A 19,006-nucleotide genomic window follows, 5' to 3' on the forward strand; every position below is an offset into this window, starting at 1 on the left:
AAAGCTTACAAAAGAAAAACCACCCAACATTCAACACCTCACAATCTTCTTTCATAAGATTTTAAACAACCTTCAAACAACCAAAGCAACTTGAACATTAACACTGAAAGCATATTGATAACTTACACTACTAAAGCTGCCCTCAGTTATATGCTTTATAGCTTCGGGCATTTCCACCTATCACACCTATGCTTTTTATTTTTTTTTGGCTACCCAATTAAATCATTACCCCTTAATTACACATTTCACGGCGTAACCAAACGAAACAAAAAGTAACTACAGGCATCCAAATCAACCTTAGAAGATGATATTCAACCTAAACAGTCCTTCATGTCAATAGGTCGTTCCTCAACCATCTAGGTCTAATGGAGGACATTGTGAATAAAACAGAACAGAAACGGCTTGCAGGCAGTATCGGCCGGGCAATTGCCAAACAGCGGGTTCGCAGTCAATTGACCCAAGAGGAAGTTGCTGAGCGCCTAGGTGTTGGTAACGAAGCCGTTTCGCGCATCGAGCGCGGGCGGGTGATCCCCAACATTGTGCGCTTAATAGAGCTTGCTGAAATTTTCAACTGCGAGGCAGCTGAGTTATTTGGGCAAGCCAGTTTTCATATCGATGATCAGTCAAGCAGAATGAAACAGCTTTTAGAGCCTTTAAATCAAAATGATCGACAGCTAGTTATCGATATTGTTGAAAGCTTAACTACACGCCTACAAAAAGGGTAATCAAACACAATGACAAAATCTTATCTCTACAACTTTAAGACCAATCAAAAATTACTACAAAAAATCAACCAAAGGATCACTATAATGTTTGCTATTTCATAAACCCCACACAATAAATTTGATAAGGTGATAATATTAGCCATATAAAATAAATCATCCAACATGAGCACGCTTTATTGGTTGAATGATTGCTTTCATGCTATAGGTAGTCTGATGTAAATAGTCGACACCCGGCATTCAGCAATCGCAGCGTTGAGCTGCAAAGGGGCGTTATGTTCAACACCACCGCGTGGAATCGCCTTCGCTACACCGTTTACGCACCTTTCTACGATGCGGTCGCCGCCCGTGCGTTTCGTAGGCCACGGCGTATTGCGCTTGGACAAGTAGATTGGGAGCCTGGTATGCGGGTGCTGCTGGTAGGGGCTGGCACAGGGTTAGACCTGCCTTTTCTGCCTCATGACATCGAATTGCACGCCACCGATATCGCTCCGGCCATGGTGAAGCGCACGGCAAAAAGAGCCGAGGAGCTTCGCCACGATGTGGAATGTAGTGTGATGGATGCCGAGGCGCTCAACTACCCCGATGAGCACTTTGAGGCCGTCATCATGCATCTGATTATTGCGGTAATGCCTGATCCACAGCGAGGGCTTGCCGAAGCGTACCGCGTGTTAAAACCCGGTGGGCAGCTGTGCGTAATGGATAAGTTCCAGCCAGACGGTCAATCTGTGGGCGCGGGCCGACGTCTTCTGAATGGAGTCACATCGGCACTTGCCACCGACATTACACGCCAAGCACAGCCACTGCTCAGCGAAGCTGGGTTTCAGATTCACCACGACGAACCGGTGCTAATGAATGGTCTGTTCCGTGCACTCCTGGCCGTCAAGCCCGCTCCGTCTAGCCGCTAAGCGTGTGACTTTTTACCGCTACGCACAGGCTAGCGATTGCTAATCAAACTATCTAAGCTGTCTGGCTAATTTACCGATACCACTCGGATTCAAGCCAATGACAGTCCACTCCTCTAACCGCACCGGCAAGCTGCTTTTTGCCCTGCTTAGCCGCTTACACCTATATATTGGCCTCTTCGTCGGCCCTTTTATTCTTATCGCGGCACTGTCTGGTATCGCTTACTTGCTTAGCCCACCACTTGAAGAGTGGCTCTACCATGACACCCTGTATGGCGCTACTCAGGGCGAGCCTCATTCACTTGCCGAACAGATCACTACGGCCCAGCAATACCTGGGCGAACCAACCCTGCCCAGCGCGGTGCGCCCTGCACCGGCGTTAGGCGACACCACCCGACTCATGTTTAGCGAGCCAGGGCTGGGGCCTTCTGAACATCGGGCGCTGTTTGTCGACCCCATTACCCTGAAAGTCACCGGTGATACGACGGTTTATGGTACCAGCGGTATTTTACCGCTGCGCACCGCGATCGATCATTTTCACCGCCAGCTGTTAATGGGCGAGATGGGGCGTCTCTATAGTGAGCTGGCTGCCTCATGGCTTTGGCTTGCCGCGCTGGGTGGCATAACGCTGTGGATTCGCCAACGCCGCACACTGAAAGCACTGTCAGGCGCCCACACCACACGCCAGCGCCACGCAACACTTGGCGTAGTGCTTTCCTTCGGGCTGCTGTTCTTTTCGGCAACGGGGCTCACTTGGTCACAGTGGGCAGGGAGCAATATTGCGGAACTTCGTCATGCCTGGGGCTGGGGCACGCCAAGTGCCTCAACGGCACTGATCGATACCGATAGCCAGGTAGCCGATGAACATGCTGAGCATCACGGCCATATGGCAATGGTGGCCACGTCTATCACGTTAGAGGACTTTGACCAGGCGCTGAGCGCTGCTCGTAAGGCGGGGCTTAGCGCAGCGCGCATCCAACTAACGCCTCCGAGCAGTTCCCAGGAGGCATGGCGGGTAGCGGAAATTGATCGCCAGTGGCCTACGCAGGTAGACCAGGTGGCACTGCATCCGCAAAGCATGGCTGTGACCGATCAAACCGACTTTACCACCTTCCCACTAGCCGCCAAGCTCACCCGCTGGGGGATTGATCTGCATATGGGCGTACTGTTTGGTATCGCGAATCAAATAGTGCTGGCGTTGATCGCCGCGGGGCTTGTGACGCTGATGGTATGGGGTTACGTAATGGCGTGGCGGCGGCTACGCACGGCGAGTGGTCAGCGCTTCCCAACGGTGACTGAACCCTGGCTAATGCTTCCGCTTACGACCCAACTCGGCGTGCTGTTCGTCGCTATCACGCTTGGCGTAGCTCTGCCCGTACTGGGTGTAAGCCTGGCGATTTTCATCGTGATTGATGCGCTGCGCTGGTCTATTAAAAAGCGCTACACTGCCCGCAGACTTAATACCCACCAATAACATACCTTGAGGTGAACGATGCCAAAAGCCCCCGTTAAGCGCTTTCGCCGCTTACCCGATGACGAACAGTCACGCGTTATAGAAATGGCCTGGGAAGACCGCACGCCGTTTGAAGCGATCGAAACGCTGTTTGGGCTTGCCGAGCCCGATGTGATTGAGGTGATGCGCCACCAGCTTAAACCAGCCTCGTTTCGTTTATGGCGCACACGTGTCACCGGCCGCGCCACCAAACACCAAGCTCTGCGCTCGCCGGATGTTCTACGTGGATATTGCCCAACGCAATATAAGCGCTGAAATCCACTAGGCTTTGTACGAAAACTGACTCGACCTCCTCTGAAACAAATCTTCCTCTAAGCATCTAAATTGTTATATTATCACATAACATAAACCCATTTAGAGGCGTACTAGCAATGGCTGCGTTTTCTCCCCTGCCCGTCACCGTGCTGTCGGGCTTTCTAGGTGCCGGTAAAACCACCGTTCTCAATCATATTCTCGCCAACCGTGAAGGCCGCCGGGTGGCGGTCATCGTTAACGATATGAGTGAGGTGAATATCGACGGTGCACTGGTGCGCGGTGGCCCTGGTGAGTCGACGCTGGATGGCGATGTTGCATTGAACCGATCAGAAGAGCGCTTGGTAGAGATGAGCAATGGCTGCATCTGCTGCACCCTGCGCGAAGACCTGCTGGAAGAAGTCAGCCAGTTAGCCCGGGAAGGCAAGTTCGATTACCTGGTCATTGAGTCCACCGGGATTTCCGAACCGCTGCCCGTGGCGGAAACCTTCACTTTTGCAGATGAAAGCGGCCAGAGCCTCTCCCACGTCGCCCGGCTGGATACGCTGGTCACCGTCGTTGATGGCGCCAACTTTCTTGAACAGTACCGCGAAGCGCAAAGCCTCACCGAAGCGGGCGAAAGCTTAGGCGAGGATGACGAGCGCAATGTCGCTGACTTGCTGGTCGATCAAATCGAGTTTTGCAATGTGCTGCTGATCAGCAAAACTGACCTGATCAATGAGAAAGAGTTGGAGGCGCTGAAGGCTATCCTGCACTCGCTGAACCCCGACGCGCAACTGGTGCCGATCACTCAAGGCGGCGTGCCGCTCGATAAAGTACTGGATACCGGCAAGTTCAATTTCGAGCGTGCCCAGTTGGCACCGGGCTGGCTAAAAGAGATGCGCGGCGAGCATGTGCCAGAGACCGAAGAGTACGGTATTGGCAGCTTTGCCTATCACGCCCGCCGCCCCTTCCACCCACAGAAATTTCATGACCTGCTCAACCAGGAGTGGTTTGGTAAGGGCCTGCTGCGCTCGAAAGGCTTCTTCTGGCTCGCCACTCGCCCCCAATCCGCCGGTCAATGGAGCCAGGCAGGCGGCATCGCCCACCACGGCCCAGCCGGGATATTCTGGAAGGCGATTCCCGAAGAGCGTTGGCCAACGGATCCCGAAACGCGTCAGTTTATTATGGAAAAGTGGCAGGAGCCGTTTGGCGATATGCGCCAGGAGCTGGTCTTTATCGGTCAGAACCTGGAACAAGATAAAATGCGTGAAGCGCTGGATGGCTGCCTGATAAGCGAAGCGGAACTACTGCAAGGCATGAACGCGTGGAAGAAACTGCCCGATCCATTCCCGTCCTGGGAATAAGTAAGAGCTAATAACGCTTAAACGCAAAGAGAGGCCGCAGCCTCTCTCTTTTTTATTACCTGCACTTTTCTTGCTAAACGCTCTATTGCAACATGCTGGGCAACCAAGTCGCCAGGCCCGGAAACACTATCAGCACTGCGACCAGCAGCATCGAACAAAGAATGTAGGGAATCGCTGCCGAGTATATTTCTCTCATGGTAGTACCTGCCGGTGCGACCCCTTTCATGACAAACAACAAAAGACCCAGGGGCGGCGTTGAGAAGCTGATTTCAAGCGCCAGCAGAACAACGATACCGAACCACACCAAATCAAACCCAAGCGCCTGGGCGAGCGGGAAAAAGATCGGCACGGTCAGCATCATGATAGAGATCTGCTCCATAAAGGTGCCCAGCACCAGTAGCACCGCAAACATCGCCAGGAGCATCAGAATCGGCGACAGATCGAAACTGGTCGCCCAGCCGATCAAGCCACCCGAAGCGCCTGAGAAACCGAGCAACTGACTGAAGGTAGCCGAGCCAAACACGATCAGGTAGGCCATCAGCGTGACTTTTAATGCCCCGGTGACCGAAAGTTTAAACGCCTCCCAGGTCATGCAGCGGAAAATAAACGCCAGGATAATCACACCTAGCGCGCCAAAGGCTGCAGCCTCTGACGGCGTGGCAAACCCAATCAGCATTAATGTGACGATAATCACCATCACGCTGAGCATGGGTAGAATATCGGTCACGATCAGTTTGAGCTTCGCGCTCAGCGGCACCGGCTCAAGCTCATAATTCGGGGCGGCCTGAGGATCCAGCTTGGTCTGAATAAAAATGGTCGCGATATAGAACCCCGCCAGCGTTAGCCCCGGCAAGATACCGGCAATAAGCAGCGCGCCAATATCCACTTTTGCCAAGGTTGCTAACAACACTGCCAGCGCAGAAGGCGGAATAATAATCGCCAGGCCGCCAGTGCCCAGAATCGGGCCAATCGCCATTTTCTTTTTATAGCCCCGCCGCTCCATTTCTGGCACCAGTAGCGAACCCATTAATGCCGTAGAGCCCATGGAGGAGCCACTGAGAGTGGAGAAAGCCGTCCCACCCACCACTGTTACGTAAGATAAACGCCCCGGCACCTTGCCCATTAGCTGGTCAATAGCGTTGAACATTTTCATGCCTAGACCAGTGCGGAAAAACAGCTCGCCCATCAACAGAAACAGCGGAATGGGCACCAAATTAAAACTGGATAGTGCGCCGAAACCGTTGTTGAGCATCTGCAAGATGCCGGTTTGGCCGCCCATAAAGTGCCAGGCACCAATCACATTGGCGGCCAAAAAGGCCAGGGCAATGGGGGTGCCAATCGCCATAAAGATCAAAATCAACGAGAGCAGGAAAGCGAGTGCAAAGTACCATTCCATTATTCTTTAATCCCCGCTTCGCCGCTGTGAAGAATTTCATGGCCCACCACAAAGCGGCCAAATTCGATCGCCATCAGGGTAAAGCTGATGGGGAAAACAATGGTCAGTATCCATTTCGGCACAAAGAAAGCCCGCACGTCATAGTCAGTGCGCTCGATATTAAGCAGCACCAGATCAAGCCCCTTCCACGCCAGCACGCCGCACACCACGACACAGAGCAGCGCTACCCCTCGGCTGAGGATATTTAGCGCTGCTGGCGGCAACACCGAGGTCAGTAGTTCAATATGCACATGCCCTTTTTGGCGCACCAGCCAGGGAGCCCCGAGTAGAGTGAGGTAGAACATGGCGTACTCGGTGGAGAGAAAAAACCATGCAGAGGGCTGAAGACCTAAGTTACGAATCACCACCGAAAGCACCACGGCCACCATCAGCCAAACCAGCATGATGGCGGCCAGCAGGGCCATGCCGTTGAGCAGCAGCAGATAGCCGCGTTGTGCGTAGCGCATAAAAAACCCTAGAAAATAAGCCACACAAATAGGGCGCTCGACCGCTCGGCGCCCCTACGTTTCTATAGATCGTTGAATTTTTCGATCAGCGTATCGTAGTGCTCAAGCCCCATGGGGTGGCGCTCCATCTGGCCACGCATACGTTCCCAGGTGGCATCCCGGGCAGCGTCTGAGAATCGCTGTGCTGCTTCGCCTTCCAGGGTGATGACCTGCATGCCATCGGCCTCAAGCTGAGCCTGTTGCTCGTTGGCTAATTCAGCCAGTTGTTCGGCGCTGTCGCGCTCATGCTCAATGGCGACTTCCTGAAGAATTTGCTGCGACTCTTCGCTGAGCTGGTTCCACTTATCCAGGTTAACGATCACCCCCATATCGGTGGAGAAGAAGGCAGGGTCAACCCGATAGTTAAGAAAACGATCCCAATTTAGGTCTTTCAGGCCAATTTGAGTCCAGCCAGTCGCGTTCACTACACCCCGCTCCAGGGCCGCGTAAACATCGGTGGTCGGCAGGCTGATTGGCTGAGCGCCCAGGTAGTCCTGGAAGAAGGCGTCATACACCGGATTACTGCGTAGGCGTAGGCCCGAAACGTTTAGGTTACCTTCGCCATCGACGGTGGGCTCATCAATGGTGTAGAAGTTGTAGCTGACCCCGCTGTCGAACCAGCCCAGATAGTAGGTGCCCATCTTCTCCTGATGAATTTCATTAAGCAGGTCGATGCCGCCATTTTCGCGTGCGTAGATAGCGTTAGTGTTCGAGGCGACCATGGCATCGCGCTCTGGTACGGTACCTGCGTAGAAGCTCGCAGCGGTGTAGGCCATATCGACCACGCCGTTGCGAACTGCGTCGGGCTGCTCGGAAAGGCCAATCACTTCAGGGCCGCCGCGTACGTTAATTTGCACCACACCTTCACCGCGTTCGTTCACCTTATCGACGAACTCTAAAAAGCTCTGGGTATAGATCAACGAGGGGGGAAATGCATGCACTGCGTTAATTTGATCAACGGCCAGCACTTGAGTGGAAGCCAGGGCAGTTAGCACGCCCAGGGTAAGGGTTACTTTTTTCATTAGTTTTTCTCCTGCACAAGATAATTTGCGTTATAGCGTTTTTGTTTCTAAACCGTTTTTATAAGCTGCTGTTTATTAACCCTTCTTATCAACGTCTGTTGCAAACGTGCGTGCTGTTGTTAGCAATATACTTCCAGGCCGTTTCTACCCCTTGCTGATAAGGGTACTCTCTGGCGGCTGAGCCGCTGTCCAAGGGAACTGTGCCGTGTACTGTGCTGAGAAATCAGTAATGGTGTCAGCATGCTGGCGGGTCATATCAATATCATCCCAACCGTTAAGCAGCTTGGTGCGCCAAACCGGGCTAATTGAAAAGCTGACTTCTACTTCGGCGACACGGACGACCTGCTTGTCTAAGTCAACGTGTATCGCCGCCGGTGCATCGCCAAGCGCTGATAACAAACGCTCGGCTTCATCCTCTTCCACCACCGCAGGCAGTAAGCCATTATTGACAGCGTTAGACGCAAAAATATCGCCAAAGCTTGGCGCCACCACGCAGCGAAAGCCGTAATCGACCAGTGCATAGACTGCCGCTTCCCGCGATGACCCCGCGCCAAAGTTGCGGCGACTAACCATCACTTCAGCCTCGGCAGCATTAGGGCGATGAAGAATAAACTCTTCGTCCGGTGTGCCCTGCTCGTCGTGGCGAACGTCGTAAAGTAGAAACTGACCGTAGCCGACGCTGCGTGGCTCTTTCATAAAGCGCGCGGGAATCAACTGATCGGTATCCACGTTAGCCGCGGCAAGGGCAACGCCAAGGGTGTCTAGTACGGTAATAGGTTGCATTAGTGCGCTCCTGAAGCCTGAACGGATGAATCAGCGCCTGCTGTTAACGTACGCACATCGGTTAGCCGCCCACTCACCGCCGCAGCGGCGACCATAGCGGGTGACATCAGGTGAGTACGTGCGCCGGGCCCCTGGCGGCCCTTGAAGTTGCGATTGGTGGTCGAAGCGCAGCGCTCGCCGCTGGCCACTAAATCACCGTTCATGCCTACGCACATGGAGCAGCCGGAGTGTCGCCACTCAAGCCCTGCGTCGATAAAGATACGGTCTAACCCTTCAGCTTCGGCCTGGATTTTCACCAGCGTTGAGCCAGGCGAGACCATACCGGGCACACGACTTTTTTGCCCTGCCAGCACGGCGGCAGCGGCCCGTAAATCTTCAATACGCGCGTTGGTACAAGAGCCGATAAAGACTCGATCAATGTTGATATCGGTGAGTTTTTGGCCCGCCGTTAAGCCCATATAGGCCAAGCTCTCCCGAGCCTGGCGCGCTTTCGCGGGATCACTCAATTGCTCAGGATCGGGCACAGCGCGATCAATCGGCAGCGCTTCTTCGGGTGAGACGCCCCACGTCACCGTCGGCGCGATTTCGTCCGCATGCAGCGTCACTTCAAGATCAAAACGGGCGCCTGGGTCGCTGTAGAGCGTGGCCCAATAGGTGCAGGCTTGCTCGAAGGCTCGCCCTTTCGGACTCCAGGGGCGGTCACGCAAATAGTCGAAGGTGATTTGGTCTGGGGCAATCATGCCGCAGCGACCGCCGCCCTCAATGGAGAGATTACACAGCGTAAGCCGCGCTTCCATGGAGAGCGAGCGGATCGCCTCACCAGCGTACTCAATGGCGTAGCCGCGAGCACCGTCGGCACCCAGGCGCGCAATCCAGGTCAGCGCAATATCTTTAGCGGTGATGCCCTCGGCGAGTTGACCCTCGACGGTAATCCGCATCACCTTGGGTTTGCTTTGCCACAGGGTTTGGGTGGCCAGTACGTGGGCCACTTCCGAGGCACCAATGCCAAAGGCAATGCTGCCAAAGGCGCCGTGGGTGGCGGTGTGGCTATCGCCGCAGACCATCACCATGCCGGGCTGGGTAAGCCCCTGTTCAGGCCCAAGCACATGCACAATGCCCTGGCGCGGGTCGTCTAAACCAAACAGCGTCACCCCGTGCTGCTGAGTATTGTGGGAGAGCTGCTCAATCATTGAGCGCACTTTGGGGTCGGCAACACCTGCCAGGTCGCGGGTCAGCGTTGGTACGTAGTGGTCAGCAATACCAAAGGTTAAATCGGGCCGGGCAACGGGCAACTGGCGTTCAGCCAGCTTATTGAACGCATGGAAGGAGCCTTCATGGACAAAGTGGCGGTCAATCCACAGCAGGCTCTGACCGCTTTCACTACGGTGAACCTCGTGGGCGCGCCAAACTTTGTCAAACAGCGTTGTTGGGGTACTCATGGTCGTCGCTCGTTGCCTCGGCCTTCGTTAGACTTATCGTTCTCACCCAATACAACTAGCGCAATTTCACAACACAGGTCAAATGTATTTTTTGTAATTTTAAATCTGTATTAAATCTAATACATTAAAAAACAGCCCAATCACTCTACTCAGCCTTCCCGCCGGTAGGCGTTCCGCCCACCTTCGGTTCCCAGTAGCGTGAGTCATCATCGCCGTTTCGCTCTAGATCAATCTGGAAACGATAGCGGTCAGGACGGTAGAGCGCATCCAAATGTTCGACACCTCGACCTTGCTCATCAAACACCACGCGGGTCAGTGAAATCAGCGGAGAACCCACGGCGACATCCAGCGCTTCCGCCACTTCGTGGCTGGCCAGAGTGGCGGAAATCGATTGGGACGCGTGATCAACTTTCACGCCGCTACGCTCCAGCAGTACAAACAGCGGCGTATTGGCTAAATCCATCTCGTTGTAGTGTAGGGCAATCGCTTCCGGCACATGGGTTACCAAATGGGAAAATGGCTTGTCGTCGACCATGCGGACACGAACCGAACGCTGCACCTTACCACTCGGCCCCATGCCTAACCGCTCGCGAATCATTTCCGGTGGCAGCACATAAGCAAACTCCAGCAGCCGCACCTGAGAAGCCTGGCTCATCTTGACCATATTGGGCATTAGGTTAGACACGCTGGCAGTCATCACCGTGGCGTCCAGCGGCTGCTCCAGCACCACCGTACCCACGCCTGCTTTACGCTCTACCATGCCTGTCGCTTGTAGCGCTTCCATGGCACGCCGAACGGTCACCCGCGACACCCCATGCTGCTCCGCCAGTTTATTTTCGCCGGGCAATTTACTGCCCGCAGGCAGCCGCCCGCTCAAGATTGCGTCTTTCAACAGCAGGTAGATGCGATGTGATTTAGTGCCGCCCACCGCGGAGGATTGTGCCTCACTCATCCACACCTCTCCTCAAAATGTTGTTCAAAAAATTCATGTCAGGCTTGACGCAGGGATAATAATAGACATAAAAATGTATTATATATAATACATATTGAAAGCTAATCAATAACACAGCTGCTGCCCTTTGAGAGCCATTATTACAGAACCAGTGCTCTTAAGTATCACTAACTGGGTGGCCTCATATTCGCCGCTGACGCTTACTTAAAACAGATGAGATCGCTATGACACGCCCACACCGCTCTTCAAACCAGGCTTCACAGCACGTTTCACAACAGTCCGCCCAGCTTAGACAGCAACTGAAAGATAGCTCCATTGTGGTCGCCCCCGGTGTGTTTGATGCGTTAGGCGCATCCCTAGCTGAGCAAGCGGGCTTCGATACGGTCTACCTTTCCGGCGCCAGTCTGGCTTACACCCAACTGGGGCGGCCGGATATTGGCCTGCTCAGCATTACTGAAATTTGCACCGCCATGTCGCATATTCGCGAGCGCACCAATTTATCCGTGGTCGTGGATTGCGACACCGGCTTTGGTAACGCCATGAACGTGATGCGCAGCGTTAGACTGCTGGAGCGCGCTGGCGCTAACGCCATTCAGCTTGAGGATCAAACCTACCCCAAGCGCTGCGGTCACTTGCGCGGTAAAACCCTGGTCTCCAAAAGCGAAATGGTCGGTAAGTTGCATGCCGCACTGGACGCCCGTGAAAATGACAACACACTTATTATTGGCCGAACCGATGCGCTGGGCGTGGAAGGCACCGACAGCGCCATTGAGCGCGCCCAAGCCTATTATGAAGCTGGCGTGGATATGCTGTTTATCGAAGGTATCCGTAGTGACGAAGATATCAGCAAAATCATGACCCAGTTCAAAGGCAAGGTGCCCATCATGGCCAATATGGTCGAGGGGGGTGACACGCCGCTGCAGAACGCTCAGGCGCTTGAAGACCTAGGCTTCTCGCTGGTGATTTTCCCCGGCGCACTGGTGCGGGCGATTACCCACATGGCCAGCCGTTTCTTTGCCACGCTTAAGCAGGATGGCACCACCGATGCCTTCCGCGACCAAATGCTCGATTTCAAACAGCTTAACGACTATTTAGGCACCCAGGCGATGCTGGAGCTCGGCGAGCAGTACGACAATCGCTAGTGCCTCTCATCAAACCGTGCCCAATATTTATAAGTGCGAATAAATAACTATTCAGGAGACGACGATGCAGACCACCGACAAAACGGCGAGAGAGATTTTTAACGACGTCATGGCCAACCCTCAGCGGGTACCCTTTGGCTTTGGCAACAAAGCGGTGCTGGTGAATGTCGACCCACAAAAGGCCTATACCCGCACCGATCTCTTCAAAACCGCCTATGAAACAGACCCCAAGCAGTTGGAGTACACCAACCAACTGGCCCGCGGTTTTCGGGAGAAAGGCTGGCCGGTGGTTTGGACCCACGTGGCGTTTCTAGACTCCGCCGAAGACGCCGGGGTTTGGGGTACTCGTACCGATACGCCTGATTCGTTGCAAAACATTAAGTATGGCTCTGAACGCGCTGAATTCGACGAGCGCTGCGAGATAGACCGCAGCCGTGATGTGATCTACACCAAGCGTATGCCCTCGGCATTTTTTGAAACGCCGCTGCAGTCGCTGCTGGTGTGGCATCAGATCGATACGGTGATCATCACAGGCGGCTCTACTTCCGGCTGCATTCGCGCCACCGCCGTGGAGAGCCTGTCCCGGGGCTACCGCACCATCGTGCCCATGGAGTGCGTCGCGGATAAACACGAAAGCTATCACTACGCCAACCTGACCGACCTGCATCTCAAGTATGCCGACGTTCTGCCGGTTGCCAATGTACTCGAATGGCTAAATGGCAACACCTAAGGACTACCAAGTTTCAAAGGAGCCGGTTATGAAAGAGTCACTAGGCGTTTACGACTACTGGGCCTACGACCAACGCCCTAAAATCGAGTGGCCAGGAGGCGCCAAGGTGGCCTTCTGGGTCGCACCCAATATCGAGTATTACGAACTCGACCCACCGCTGAACCCCCAGCGTAACCCTTGGCCGCATCCGCACCCTTCGGTACCCGGCTACAGCATTCGCGATTACGGCAACCGGGTTGGCCACCAGCGCCAGATGACCCTGCTGGATAAGTACGGCATTCGTGGCTCGGTGTCACTTTCGGTCGCACTGTGCGAGCACCACCCCGAGATTATCCAGATGTGCAAAGAGCGCGACTGGGAGTTTTTCAGCCACGGCATTTACAACACCCGCTACACCTATGGGTTGAGCGAAGCCCAGGAGCGGGCAATGATCCGTGACAGCATGGAGACCATTTACCGCCATACTGGCCAGGCTTGTGCAGGTTATCTGGCGCCCGCGCTTTCCCATTCAGAGCGCACCCTGGATCTATTTGCCGAAGTGGGCGAAGAGTTATTCGGTGACAAAGGAGGGATTTACACCTGTGATCTCTTCCACGATGACCAGCCGACGCCGGTCAGCGTTCGCTCCGGCAAACGTTTTATCTCCATGCCTTACTCGCTGGAGATGAACGACACCATCGTCTACGCGGTGAATAAAGTAGAGCCGCGCCAGTACGCCACCATGCTCAAGCGCCACTTTGACCGCCTCTATGCCGAGGGCGCGGAGTCCGGCACAGTGATGTGCATTCCCACTCATAACTATCAGGTGAGCTGCCCGCATCGTATTAAGGCGTTCGAAGAGGCGCTGGAGTACATCACCGGCCACCCGGATGTGTGGGTCGCTACCGGGCGCGAGATTGCTGATTACTACTTGGCCAACTATTACGATGCCGCTCTCGACAGTATTGCGGCCCAGGCCGCCACCGCAGGCAAACAGGGGTAACGCTATGGCGCTTAACAACGACTATCTCGACTACCCCCACCGCAATCACGGCTACGATCACAAGCGCTATGAATGGTCGATGCTGAGCGAGCGTGCCCCGATCACCTGGCCTGAAGGCAAAACCCTGGCGGTGTGGGTCAATATTTCGCTGCAGTTTTACCCGTTAAACCAGCGCGGCAAGCCGTTTAAAGTACCTAACGGCATGACAATGCCCTACCCGGACTTGCGCCACTTCTCACTGCGGGATTACGGCAACCGCGTGGGGATATATCGGGTGCTCAAAGCGCTGGCAGCGCACAACATCACACCCACCTTTGCGATCAACGCGCAGCTGGCGGAGCAGACCCCCTATCTGGTGCAGCGCCTAAAAGAGCACGGCGGTGAATTTATCGCCCACGGCTGGAATATGGATCACCTGCACTACGACGGCCAACCGATTGAAGAAGAGGCCGAGCTGGTCAAACGCTCCGTGGAGACCCTGCGACGCGTGACCGGCCAACCCGTTCGCGGCTGGCTAAGCCCCGCCAAGCACCAGAGCTTCAACACTCCCGACCTGCTGGCAGAAAACGGCATCGAATACTGTGCCGACTGGGTCAACGACGATATGCCCTACGCTTTTCATAGCCAATCAGGCCCCTTGATGATGATGCCACTGGCCACCGAGATCGAGGACCAGTTTGTGATCGGCCAGAACCTGCACTCGGAGGATTCCTGGGTGACTCAGGTGAAAGACGCTTTCGACTTCCTGTTGGCAGAGTCCCGCGAGCAGGGCGGGCGGCTGTTTGCGCTGAACCTGCACCCCTGGTTGGTGGGCCAGCCCCACCGCATTGCCTGCCTGGAAGAGGTGCTGGCCCATATCAGCGGGCACCCAAAAGTATGGCAGGCCCCGGCGGGCGAGATTCTTGATGCGTTTCATCGTGCAGCGGAGCAGGCGTAATGGCGATACTTCCCTATAACAACGACAGCTTTGATGCCCATCTGCCGTTACTGATTATTGGCGCTGGGGCCTGTGGCTTGGTCGCCGCACTGGCTGCCCAAGAGGCGGGTGTGGAGCTGGCGGTGCTGGAGCGCGACGCGCTACCCCGCGGCAGCACGGCGATGTCGTCGGGTTTTATTCCTGCTGCTAATACGCGCTTTCAGCATGAGCTTGGCGTCACGGATTCCGCCGAAGTCATGGCAGAGGATATCCAGAAGAAAAATGGCTTTGAGGCAGACCCGGCGATTGTTGAGTTACTCGCCAACCAATCCGGCCAAACCATCGAGTGGCTAGCGGATCAACACCATGTGCCCTTTGAGCTGGTAGAAGGCTTCCTCTACCCCGGCCACCGCCACCTGCGCATGCACGCCACGCCTCGACGCACCGGAGAAGAGCTGATGGGTGCGCTGCTTAACGCTGCCGAGTCGGCGGGCATCGATATTTTGACCCAGGCACGGGTAGTTGATTTGCACGTTGATGACACTCAGAGAGTGCGGGGCGTAACCATTGAGCGCCCGGATGGCAGTCGCGAAAGCATTGGCTGCGACGCGCTGATTCTGGCCTGCAACGGCTACGGCGGTAATGTTGAACTGGTAGAGCGCTATCTGCCCACGCTCAAACACGCGCTCTACTACGGCCATGAAGGCAACCAGGGAGATGCACTGCTGTGGGGGCAGGCCATGGGCGCCAGTACAAAAGATCTGGGTGCATGCCAGGGCCACGGTTCGCTGGCAACACCCCACCAGATTTTGATTAGCTGGGCGCTGATGATGCAGGGCGGCATTCAGATCAACCTAAACGGCGAGCGCTTCTCCAACGAGCACGGCGGCTACTCCGAGCAGGCGGCCAAGGTGCTGGCGCAACCTGATCAGGTGGCCTGGAACCTTTATGACGCCCGCATTCATGAATCCGCACAGGCCTTTGAGGATTACCGCAATGCCCAGGAGAGCGGCGCAGTGCGCAGCTTTGCCAGTATTGAGGAGATGGCAACAGGCTTGGGTCTGCCACTAACCACACTGCAGGCCACCTTCGCGGAAATGCAGCAGCATGCCGAGCAACAAACGACGGATACCTTTGGCCGCCGTTTTGAACCCGCCAACCTACTCAAACAGCCCTATTACGCTATTCGCGTAACCGGGGCGTTGTTTCACACTCAGGGGGGGTTAGAAGTGAATCGCACGGCCCGGGTGCTCAACACCCAAGGCCAGGCGCTGCCCAACCTGTTCGCCGCAGGCGGTGCTGCTCGCGGGGTTTCCGGCTCCAACGACAGCGGATACCTTTCCGGTAACGGGCTGCTCAGCGCTGTGGTGCTGGGGGCCGTAGCAGGCAGGAGTGCCGCTGAGCTGTTGCACTTACAGCTAAGCTCAGCGGTATTACCTTAACTGCCTAGCGACAGCATCGCCTCTGTCCACTGACGCACGTCGGGGTAGCCGCGCTGCTCGAAAACCGCGAAGCCGCTAATGCTACGCGCTTTGAGCGGCGTAAAGACCGGCATGGTTAAACCGCACAGAAAGTGCGCCAGCCGCTGGGCATTTGGCGGCTGGCCCAGTTGTTCGGTGTGGCGCTGTATAAACGGAGCGGCAAAGCGCGTGAAGTCGTTATCCGATAGCGTGGGTAGTGGCGGCGCTTCCGGTAGCCTAACGGGGTGCCCGTAACACACCGAGCAGTGGCCACAGCGGCCCTGCTCGGTGTCGGATGGCGCATCAAAAGTGCTATCGCCAAAGTGCTCGGCCAGCCGCCGCGTCAGGCAGCTCTCCGATTCAAACAGTGCCAGCATGGCCTGGAGCCGTTCGATCTCAATACGCTCCCGGTTCAGGCAATCTTCAAAAAGCTGCCTCGCCAGCGTCTCAATGGCAAAATTCGGCTGGCAGACCTCGTAAACGTCGGTCATCCGCTTGCCTTCCAGGGTCAGCCAGCCTTTGTCCTGAAAGTACTCAAGGGCCGTAATCACGCGAGAGCGGGAGGCATCAATCTGCTGGGCCTGCCCGGCATGATGTAAGCGATCAAAATCCACCGTTCCCCAGGTGCGGGCAATAGGGATATTATCGACCAGCAAACGTACAAAGTCCGCCCGCTCGCCTTTAAAACGGCCCACCAGCGCCTCCGCTTCGATGTGATAGCGCAGCCGATACTCGGCTAAAAACGCAAAGCGCGGGGCGATAATGCCGTGCATCTCCAGCCGCACCAGCAGTGTTTTCAGCGGCAGCGGGCGGATATTGGTATCCCGGGAAAGTGTATTGAGCAGCACTTCCCACTGCTGATCTGCCGCATCGCCTGACGCGCAGCCTGCCGCAGCAATCTCTTCCAACAGGCAGTAGATACCTGCGTATTCAGGGGTATCGCCGTAAACAAAGTTTTCCAGCACCCGCAGGCCATCGCGCCCGGCCATGGTCAGGCAGGTAGAAGGCAGGCCATCACGCCCCGCCCGGCCGATTTCCTGGCTATAGTTCTCGATGGATTTGGGCAGGTCAAAATGCACCACGTTGCGAATATCGCCCTTATCGATGCCCATGCCAAACGCAATGGTGGCCACAATGCAGGGCGACTCACCGCCCATAAACTGGCGCTGGATCTCATCTCGACGCTGTGAATCCAACCCCGCGTGATAGGCCTGGGCGGCGATCCCCTGTACCGCTAACGCATTTGCCACCCGCTCGGCGGTTTGCTGCAGGGTGACGTAAATAATCGTCGGCGCTTCGCTACCCGGCTGCATCTGCGGTTTTAGCCAGTTGATCAGCTGCTGCTGGCGATCCCCCATGGCGGGTGCCACCAGCAGCTCAAGATTGGGGCGGTAAAAGCCGGTGGTGATAACGTTATCGTGGGCAATGGCAAACTTCTCGCCCATATCGGCAATAACGGTTGGTGTTGCCGTGGCGGTGAGCAGCAGCACCTGGGGAATGGCGAACTCGCGCTGGTAGTCCGGTAGCTTCAAATAATCGGGTCGGAAGTTATGCCCCCATTCAGAAAGGCAGTGTGCTTCGTCGACCACCAGTAGCGATATCTGCACCTGGCGCAGAAAATGGCGAAAGCGCTCGTTCTTAAGTCGCTCCACCGACACCATCAGGATTTTCAGCTCACCACTTTTGGCGCGCTCCATGACATCGCGAGTCGTTTCGCGGTCTTGAGTGGAATCAATACTGTCCGCCGCCACGCCATGGCGCGTTAGAAACGCCAGTTGATCCTGCATCAGCGCCAGCAGTGGCGATACCACCAGGGTGAGATGGGGAAGATGCAGCGCCGGAAGCTGGTAGCAAAGTGACTTGCCCGCGCCGGTGGCAAAAATTGCCGCCGTGGAGTGCCCCTCCAACACTCGTGACACCACCGCCTGCTGGCCACCGCGAAAGTCGTCAAAACCGAATACGTCTTTCAGCGTTTGCTGGGGGGAAGCTGAGGTCATGGGATATTCCTAAAATAGAATAAAGACTTAAAGCAACAACCTAACGTGTTCGTGCGGCTTTCTCCATAGGAGTCGAAAGTATCAAAAGCAGCGTGACTATTGCGGCTATGTAGTTTCTGCGGACGTATTGCCAGGTACGCTTCAGCGTTTTTGTGTAGCATGGTGCCGCTATGACGTGGGGAATGCAGTTACCGTGAGGATAGAATGTTTACTATTGCGCTTTTTTTTATTGCCAACGTGCTTTTCTGTTTGGCTTATATTGTCCGGGATATGGCGTGGCTACGTGCGGTTACTATATTGGCGGCCCTATCTACTTTGCCCTACTTTTATTTCCAATCCACTCCCCTTTACGAAGCAATGACATGGCAAATTGCCTTTATTGTCATCAACGCGTTCAACTTAACCGTATTACTGCTCCAACGTCGACCCATTACACTTAATGCAGAAGAAAAGTGGCTACACAAAACAACCTTCTCACTGCTTAATCCACGACGAATGCAACACCTATTAAGCCGCGCCGAAACACGTGAAATACCCTCAGGGGGTGTACTCATTGAACAGAATGAAGAGCTGCGTGCCCTTATTATTTTGTTATCCGGTAGCGCCAGCGTTATGGTTGATGGGGTTAAGCGCGCAACTCTATATCCCGGTGATTTTGCAGGTGAGATGAGTTTTATCACCGGCCGGTTAACCAGCGCTGATGTGATCGCAAATGAGCCTGTACGCTACATGATATGGTCAGCGACTGCCCTTGAACGCCTTTATCAACGGGATGCTGATATGAAAAATGCTATACACAGTATTATCGGGTTTGATATGGCTTCCAAGCTGGCACGATAAAGACTACTAAAAAGCAACAAAATATAGAGATGCGCTGAGGCAACATGTCATTGTCTTACTCAAT

Annotated in this window: 18 protein-coding genes; 11 read left to right on the top strand and 7 right to left on the bottom strand. The window is 55.1% G+C overall.

Annotation, left to right across the window (positions count from 1 at the left end; translation table 11 throughout):
- The first annotated feature begins 365 nt into the window (after positions 1–365).
- The 5 genes from K7H09_RS06170 (at position 366) to zigA (ending at position 4,738) form a co-directional block, all read left to right on the top strand.
- A complete protein-coding gene (locus K7H09_RS06170) occupies positions 366–725 on the top strand; it encodes a helix-turn-helix domain-containing protein (RefSeq protein ID WP_081742548.1) in 360 nt (119 codons plus the stop codon).
- Between the two features lie 272 nt (positions 726–997).
- Positions 998–1,630 carry a class I SAM-dependent methyltransferase gene (locus tag K7H09_RS06175; RefSeq protein WP_009288375.1) on the top strand — a complete coding sequence of 211 codons (633 nt, stop codon included), beginning with the start codon at positions 998–1,000 and terminating at the stop codon, positions 1,628–1,630.
- Positions 1,631–1,727: 97 nt separating this feature from the next.
- A complete protein-coding gene (locus tag K7H09_RS06180) occupies positions 1,728–3,101 on the top strand; it encodes a PepSY-associated TM helix domain-containing protein (protein ID WP_138800446.1) in 1,374 nt (457 codons plus the stop codon).
- 18 nt (positions 3,102–3,119) lie between these two features.
- Positions 3,120–3,395: a TIGR03643 family protein gene (locus K7H09_RS06185; RefSeq protein WP_138800445.1), complete on the top strand. Its 276-nt coding sequence runs from the start codon at positions 3,120–3,122 to the stop codon at positions 3,393–3,395.
- 116 nt (positions 3,396–3,511) lie between these two features.
- Complete coding sequence (gene zigA / locus K7H09_RS06190) at positions 3,512–4,738, top strand: zinc metallochaperone GTPase ZigA (protein ID WP_230804130.1); 1,227 nt, start codon at positions 3,512–3,514, stop codon at positions 4,736–4,738.
- An 82-nt stretch (positions 4,739–4,820) separates the two neighbouring features.
- Here the strand turns inward: zigA and K7H09_RS06195 are convergent, their stop codons facing one another.
- From K7H09_RS06195 to K7H09_RS06220, 6 genes are all read right to left on the bottom strand, one after another.
- Positions 4,821–6,134, bottom strand: a complete 1,314-nt coding sequence (locus K7H09_RS06195) for a TRAP transporter large permease (protein ID WP_138800443.1) — start codon at positions 6,132–6,134, stop codon at positions 4,821–4,823.
- The gene (locus K7H09_RS06200; RefSeq protein ID WP_138800442.1) at positions 6,134–6,640 is read right to left on the bottom strand and encodes a TRAP transporter small permease; all 507 of its coding nucleotides are present in this window, start codon (positions 6,638–6,640) and stop codon (positions 6,134–6,136) included. Before K7H09_RS06200 ends, K7H09_RS06195 begins: the two co-directional genes overlap by 1 nt.
- A gap of 62 nt (positions 6,641–6,702) precedes the next feature.
- Positions 6,703–7,701, bottom strand: coding sequence for a TRAP transporter substrate-binding protein DctP (dctP, locus tag K7H09_RS06205; protein ID WP_022520121.1), 999 nt, complete (start codon positions 7,699–7,701; stop codon positions 6,703–6,705).
- A gap of 144 nt (positions 7,702–7,845) precedes the next feature.
- A complete protein-coding gene (gene leuD, locus K7H09_RS06210) occupies positions 7,846–8,484 on the bottom strand; it encodes a 3-isopropylmalate dehydratase small subunit (RefSeq protein WP_138800441.1) in 639 nt (212 codons plus the stop codon).
- Positions 8,484–9,923, bottom strand: a complete 1,440-nt coding sequence (gene leuC, locus K7H09_RS06215; protein WP_138800440.1) for a 3-isopropylmalate dehydratase large subunit — start codon at positions 9,921–9,923, stop codon at positions 8,484–8,486. Before leuC ends, leuD begins: the two co-directional genes overlap by 1 nt.
- Positions 9,924–10,068: 145 nt before the next feature.
- On the bottom strand, positions 10,069–10,875 hold the full coding sequence (locus tag K7H09_RS06220; RefSeq protein ID WP_230804132.1) for a GntR family transcriptional regulator: 807 nt from the start codon (positions 10,873–10,875) through the stop codon (positions 10,069–10,071).
- Positions 10,876–11,099: 224 nt separating this feature from the next.
- Between K7H09_RS06220 and K7H09_RS06225 the strand changes: the two genes are divergently transcribed.
- The 5 genes from K7H09_RS06225 (at position 11,100) to K7H09_RS06245 (ending at position 16,087) form a co-directional block, all read left to right on the top strand.
- Positions 11,100–12,017 carry an isocitrate lyase/PEP mutase family protein gene (locus tag K7H09_RS06225; RefSeq protein WP_138800438.1) on the top strand — a complete coding sequence of 306 codons (918 nt, stop codon included), beginning with the start codon at positions 11,100–11,102 and terminating at the stop codon, positions 12,015–12,017.
- Positions 12,018–12,081: 64 nt separating this feature from the next.
- Positions 12,082–12,747 carry an isochorismatase family protein gene (locus K7H09_RS06230; protein WP_022520127.1) on the top strand — a complete coding sequence of 222 codons (666 nt, stop codon included), beginning with the start codon at positions 12,082–12,084 and terminating at the stop codon, positions 12,745–12,747.
- A 28-nt stretch (positions 12,748–12,775) separates the two neighbouring features.
- On the top strand, positions 12,776–13,729 hold the full coding sequence (locus K7H09_RS06235) for a polysaccharide deacetylase family protein (protein ID WP_138800437.1): 954 nt from the start codon (positions 12,776–12,778) through the stop codon (positions 13,727–13,729).
- A 4-nt stretch (positions 13,730–13,733) separates the two neighbouring features.
- Entirely contained in the window at positions 13,734–14,666 is a 933-nt protein-coding gene (locus K7H09_RS06240; RefSeq protein ID WP_230804134.1) for a polysaccharide deacetylase family protein, read from the top strand.
- Positions 14,666–16,087 (top strand): FAD-dependent oxidoreductase, encoded by a 1,422-nt coding sequence (locus K7H09_RS06245; RefSeq protein WP_230804136.1) that lies wholly within the window; start codon positions 14,666–14,668, stop codon positions 16,085–16,087. The genes K7H09_RS06240 and K7H09_RS06245 overlap by 1 nt, the downstream gene beginning before the upstream one ends.
- Here K7H09_RS06245 and K7H09_RS06250 read toward each other — a convergent pair.
- Positions 16,084–18,102 carry a RecQ family ATP-dependent DNA helicase gene (locus K7H09_RS06250; protein WP_230804144.1) on the bottom strand — a complete coding sequence of 673 codons (2,019 nt, stop codon included), beginning with the start codon at positions 18,100–18,102 and terminating at the stop codon, positions 16,084–16,086. The genes K7H09_RS06245 and K7H09_RS06250 overlap by 4 nt on opposite strands.
- Positions 18,103–18,306: 204 nt before the next feature.
- Here K7H09_RS06250 and K7H09_RS06255 point away from each other — a divergent pair, with 204 nt between their 5' ends.
- A complete protein-coding gene (locus K7H09_RS06255; protein WP_230804146.1) occupies positions 18,307–18,942 on the top strand; it encodes a Crp/Fnr family transcriptional regulator in 636 nt (211 codons plus the stop codon).
- Positions 18,943–19,006: the final 64 nt, after the last annotated feature.

It is taken from the genome of Halomonas sp. IOP_14 (assembly GCF_021021315.1).
Taxonomy (GTDB): domain Bacteria; phylum Pseudomonadota; class Gammaproteobacteria; order Pseudomonadales; family Halomonadaceae; genus Vreelandella; species Vreelandella titanicae.

What these genes read in the sequence shown, in the direction of transcription:
- K7H09_RS06170 (WP_081742548.1), top strand. Translation starts at nt 366, where the DNA reads ATGGAGGACATTGTGAATAAAACAGAACAGAAACGGCTTGCAGGCAGT.
- K7H09_RS06180 (WP_138800446.1), top strand. Translation starts at nt 1,728, where the DNA reads ATGACAGTCCACTCCTCTAACCGCACCGGCAAGCTGCTTTTTGCCCTG.
- K7H09_RS06185 (WP_138800445.1), top strand. Translation starts at nt 3,120, where the DNA reads ATGCCAAAAGCCCCCGTTAAGCGCTTTCGCCGCTTACCCGATGACGAA.
- K7H09_RS06245 (WP_230804136.1), top strand. Translation starts at nt 14,666, where the DNA reads ATGGCGATACTTCCCTATAACAACGACAGCTTTGATGCCCATCTGCCG.
- K7H09_RS06220 (WP_230804132.1), bottom strand. Translation starts at nt 10,875, where the DNA reads ATGAGTGAGGCACAATCCTCCGCGGTGGGCGGCACTAAATCACATCGC.
- K7H09_RS06240 (WP_230804134.1), top strand. Translation starts at nt 13,734, where the DNA reads ATGGCGCTTAACAACGACTATCTCGACTACCCCCACCGCAATCACGGC.
- K7H09_RS06225 (WP_138800438.1), top strand. Translation starts at nt 11,100, where the DNA reads ATGACACGCCCACACCGCTCTTCAAACCAGGCTTCACAGCACGTTTCA.
- K7H09_RS06235 (WP_138800437.1), top strand. Translation starts at nt 12,776, where the DNA reads ATGAAAGAGTCACTAGGCGTTTACGACTACTGGGCCTACGACCAACGC.
- leuD (WP_138800441.1), bottom strand. Translation starts at nt 8,484, where the DNA reads ATGCAACCTATTACCGTACTAGACACCCTTGGCGTTGCCCTTGCCGCG.
- K7H09_RS06175 (WP_009288375.1), top strand. Translation starts at nt 998, where the DNA reads ATGTTCAACACCACCGCGTGGAATCGCCTTCGCTACACCGTTTACGCA.
- K7H09_RS06230 (WP_022520127.1), top strand. Translation starts at nt 12,082, where the DNA reads ATGCAGACCACCGACAAAACGGCGAGAGAGATTTTTAACGACGTCATG.
- zigA (WP_230804130.1), top strand. Translation starts at nt 3,512, where the DNA reads ATGGCTGCGTTTTCTCCCCTGCCCGTCACCGTGCTGTCGGGCTTTCTA.
- K7H09_RS06200 (WP_138800442.1), bottom strand. Translation starts at nt 6,640, where the DNA reads ATGCGCTACGCACAACGCGGCTATCTGCTGCTGCTCAACGGCATGGCC.
- K7H09_RS06255 (WP_230804146.1), top strand. Translation starts at nt 18,307, where the DNA reads ATGTTTACTATTGCGCTTTTTTTTATTGCCAACGTGCTTTTCTGTTTG.
- leuC (WP_138800440.1), bottom strand. Translation starts at nt 9,923, where the DNA reads ATGAGTACCCCAACAACGCTGTTTGACAAAGTTTGGCGCGCCCACGAG.
- K7H09_RS06250 (WP_230804144.1), bottom strand. Translation starts at nt 18,102, where the DNA reads ATGACCTCAGCTTCCCCCCAGCAAACGCTGAAAGACGTATTCGGTTTT.
- dctP (WP_022520121.1), bottom strand. Translation starts at nt 7,701, where the DNA reads ATGAAAAAAGTAACCCTTACCCTGGGCGTGCTAACTGCCCTGGCTTCC.
- K7H09_RS06195 (WP_138800443.1), bottom strand. Translation starts at nt 6,134, where the DNA reads ATGGAATGGTACTTTGCACTCGCTTTCCTGCTCTCGTTGATTTTGATC.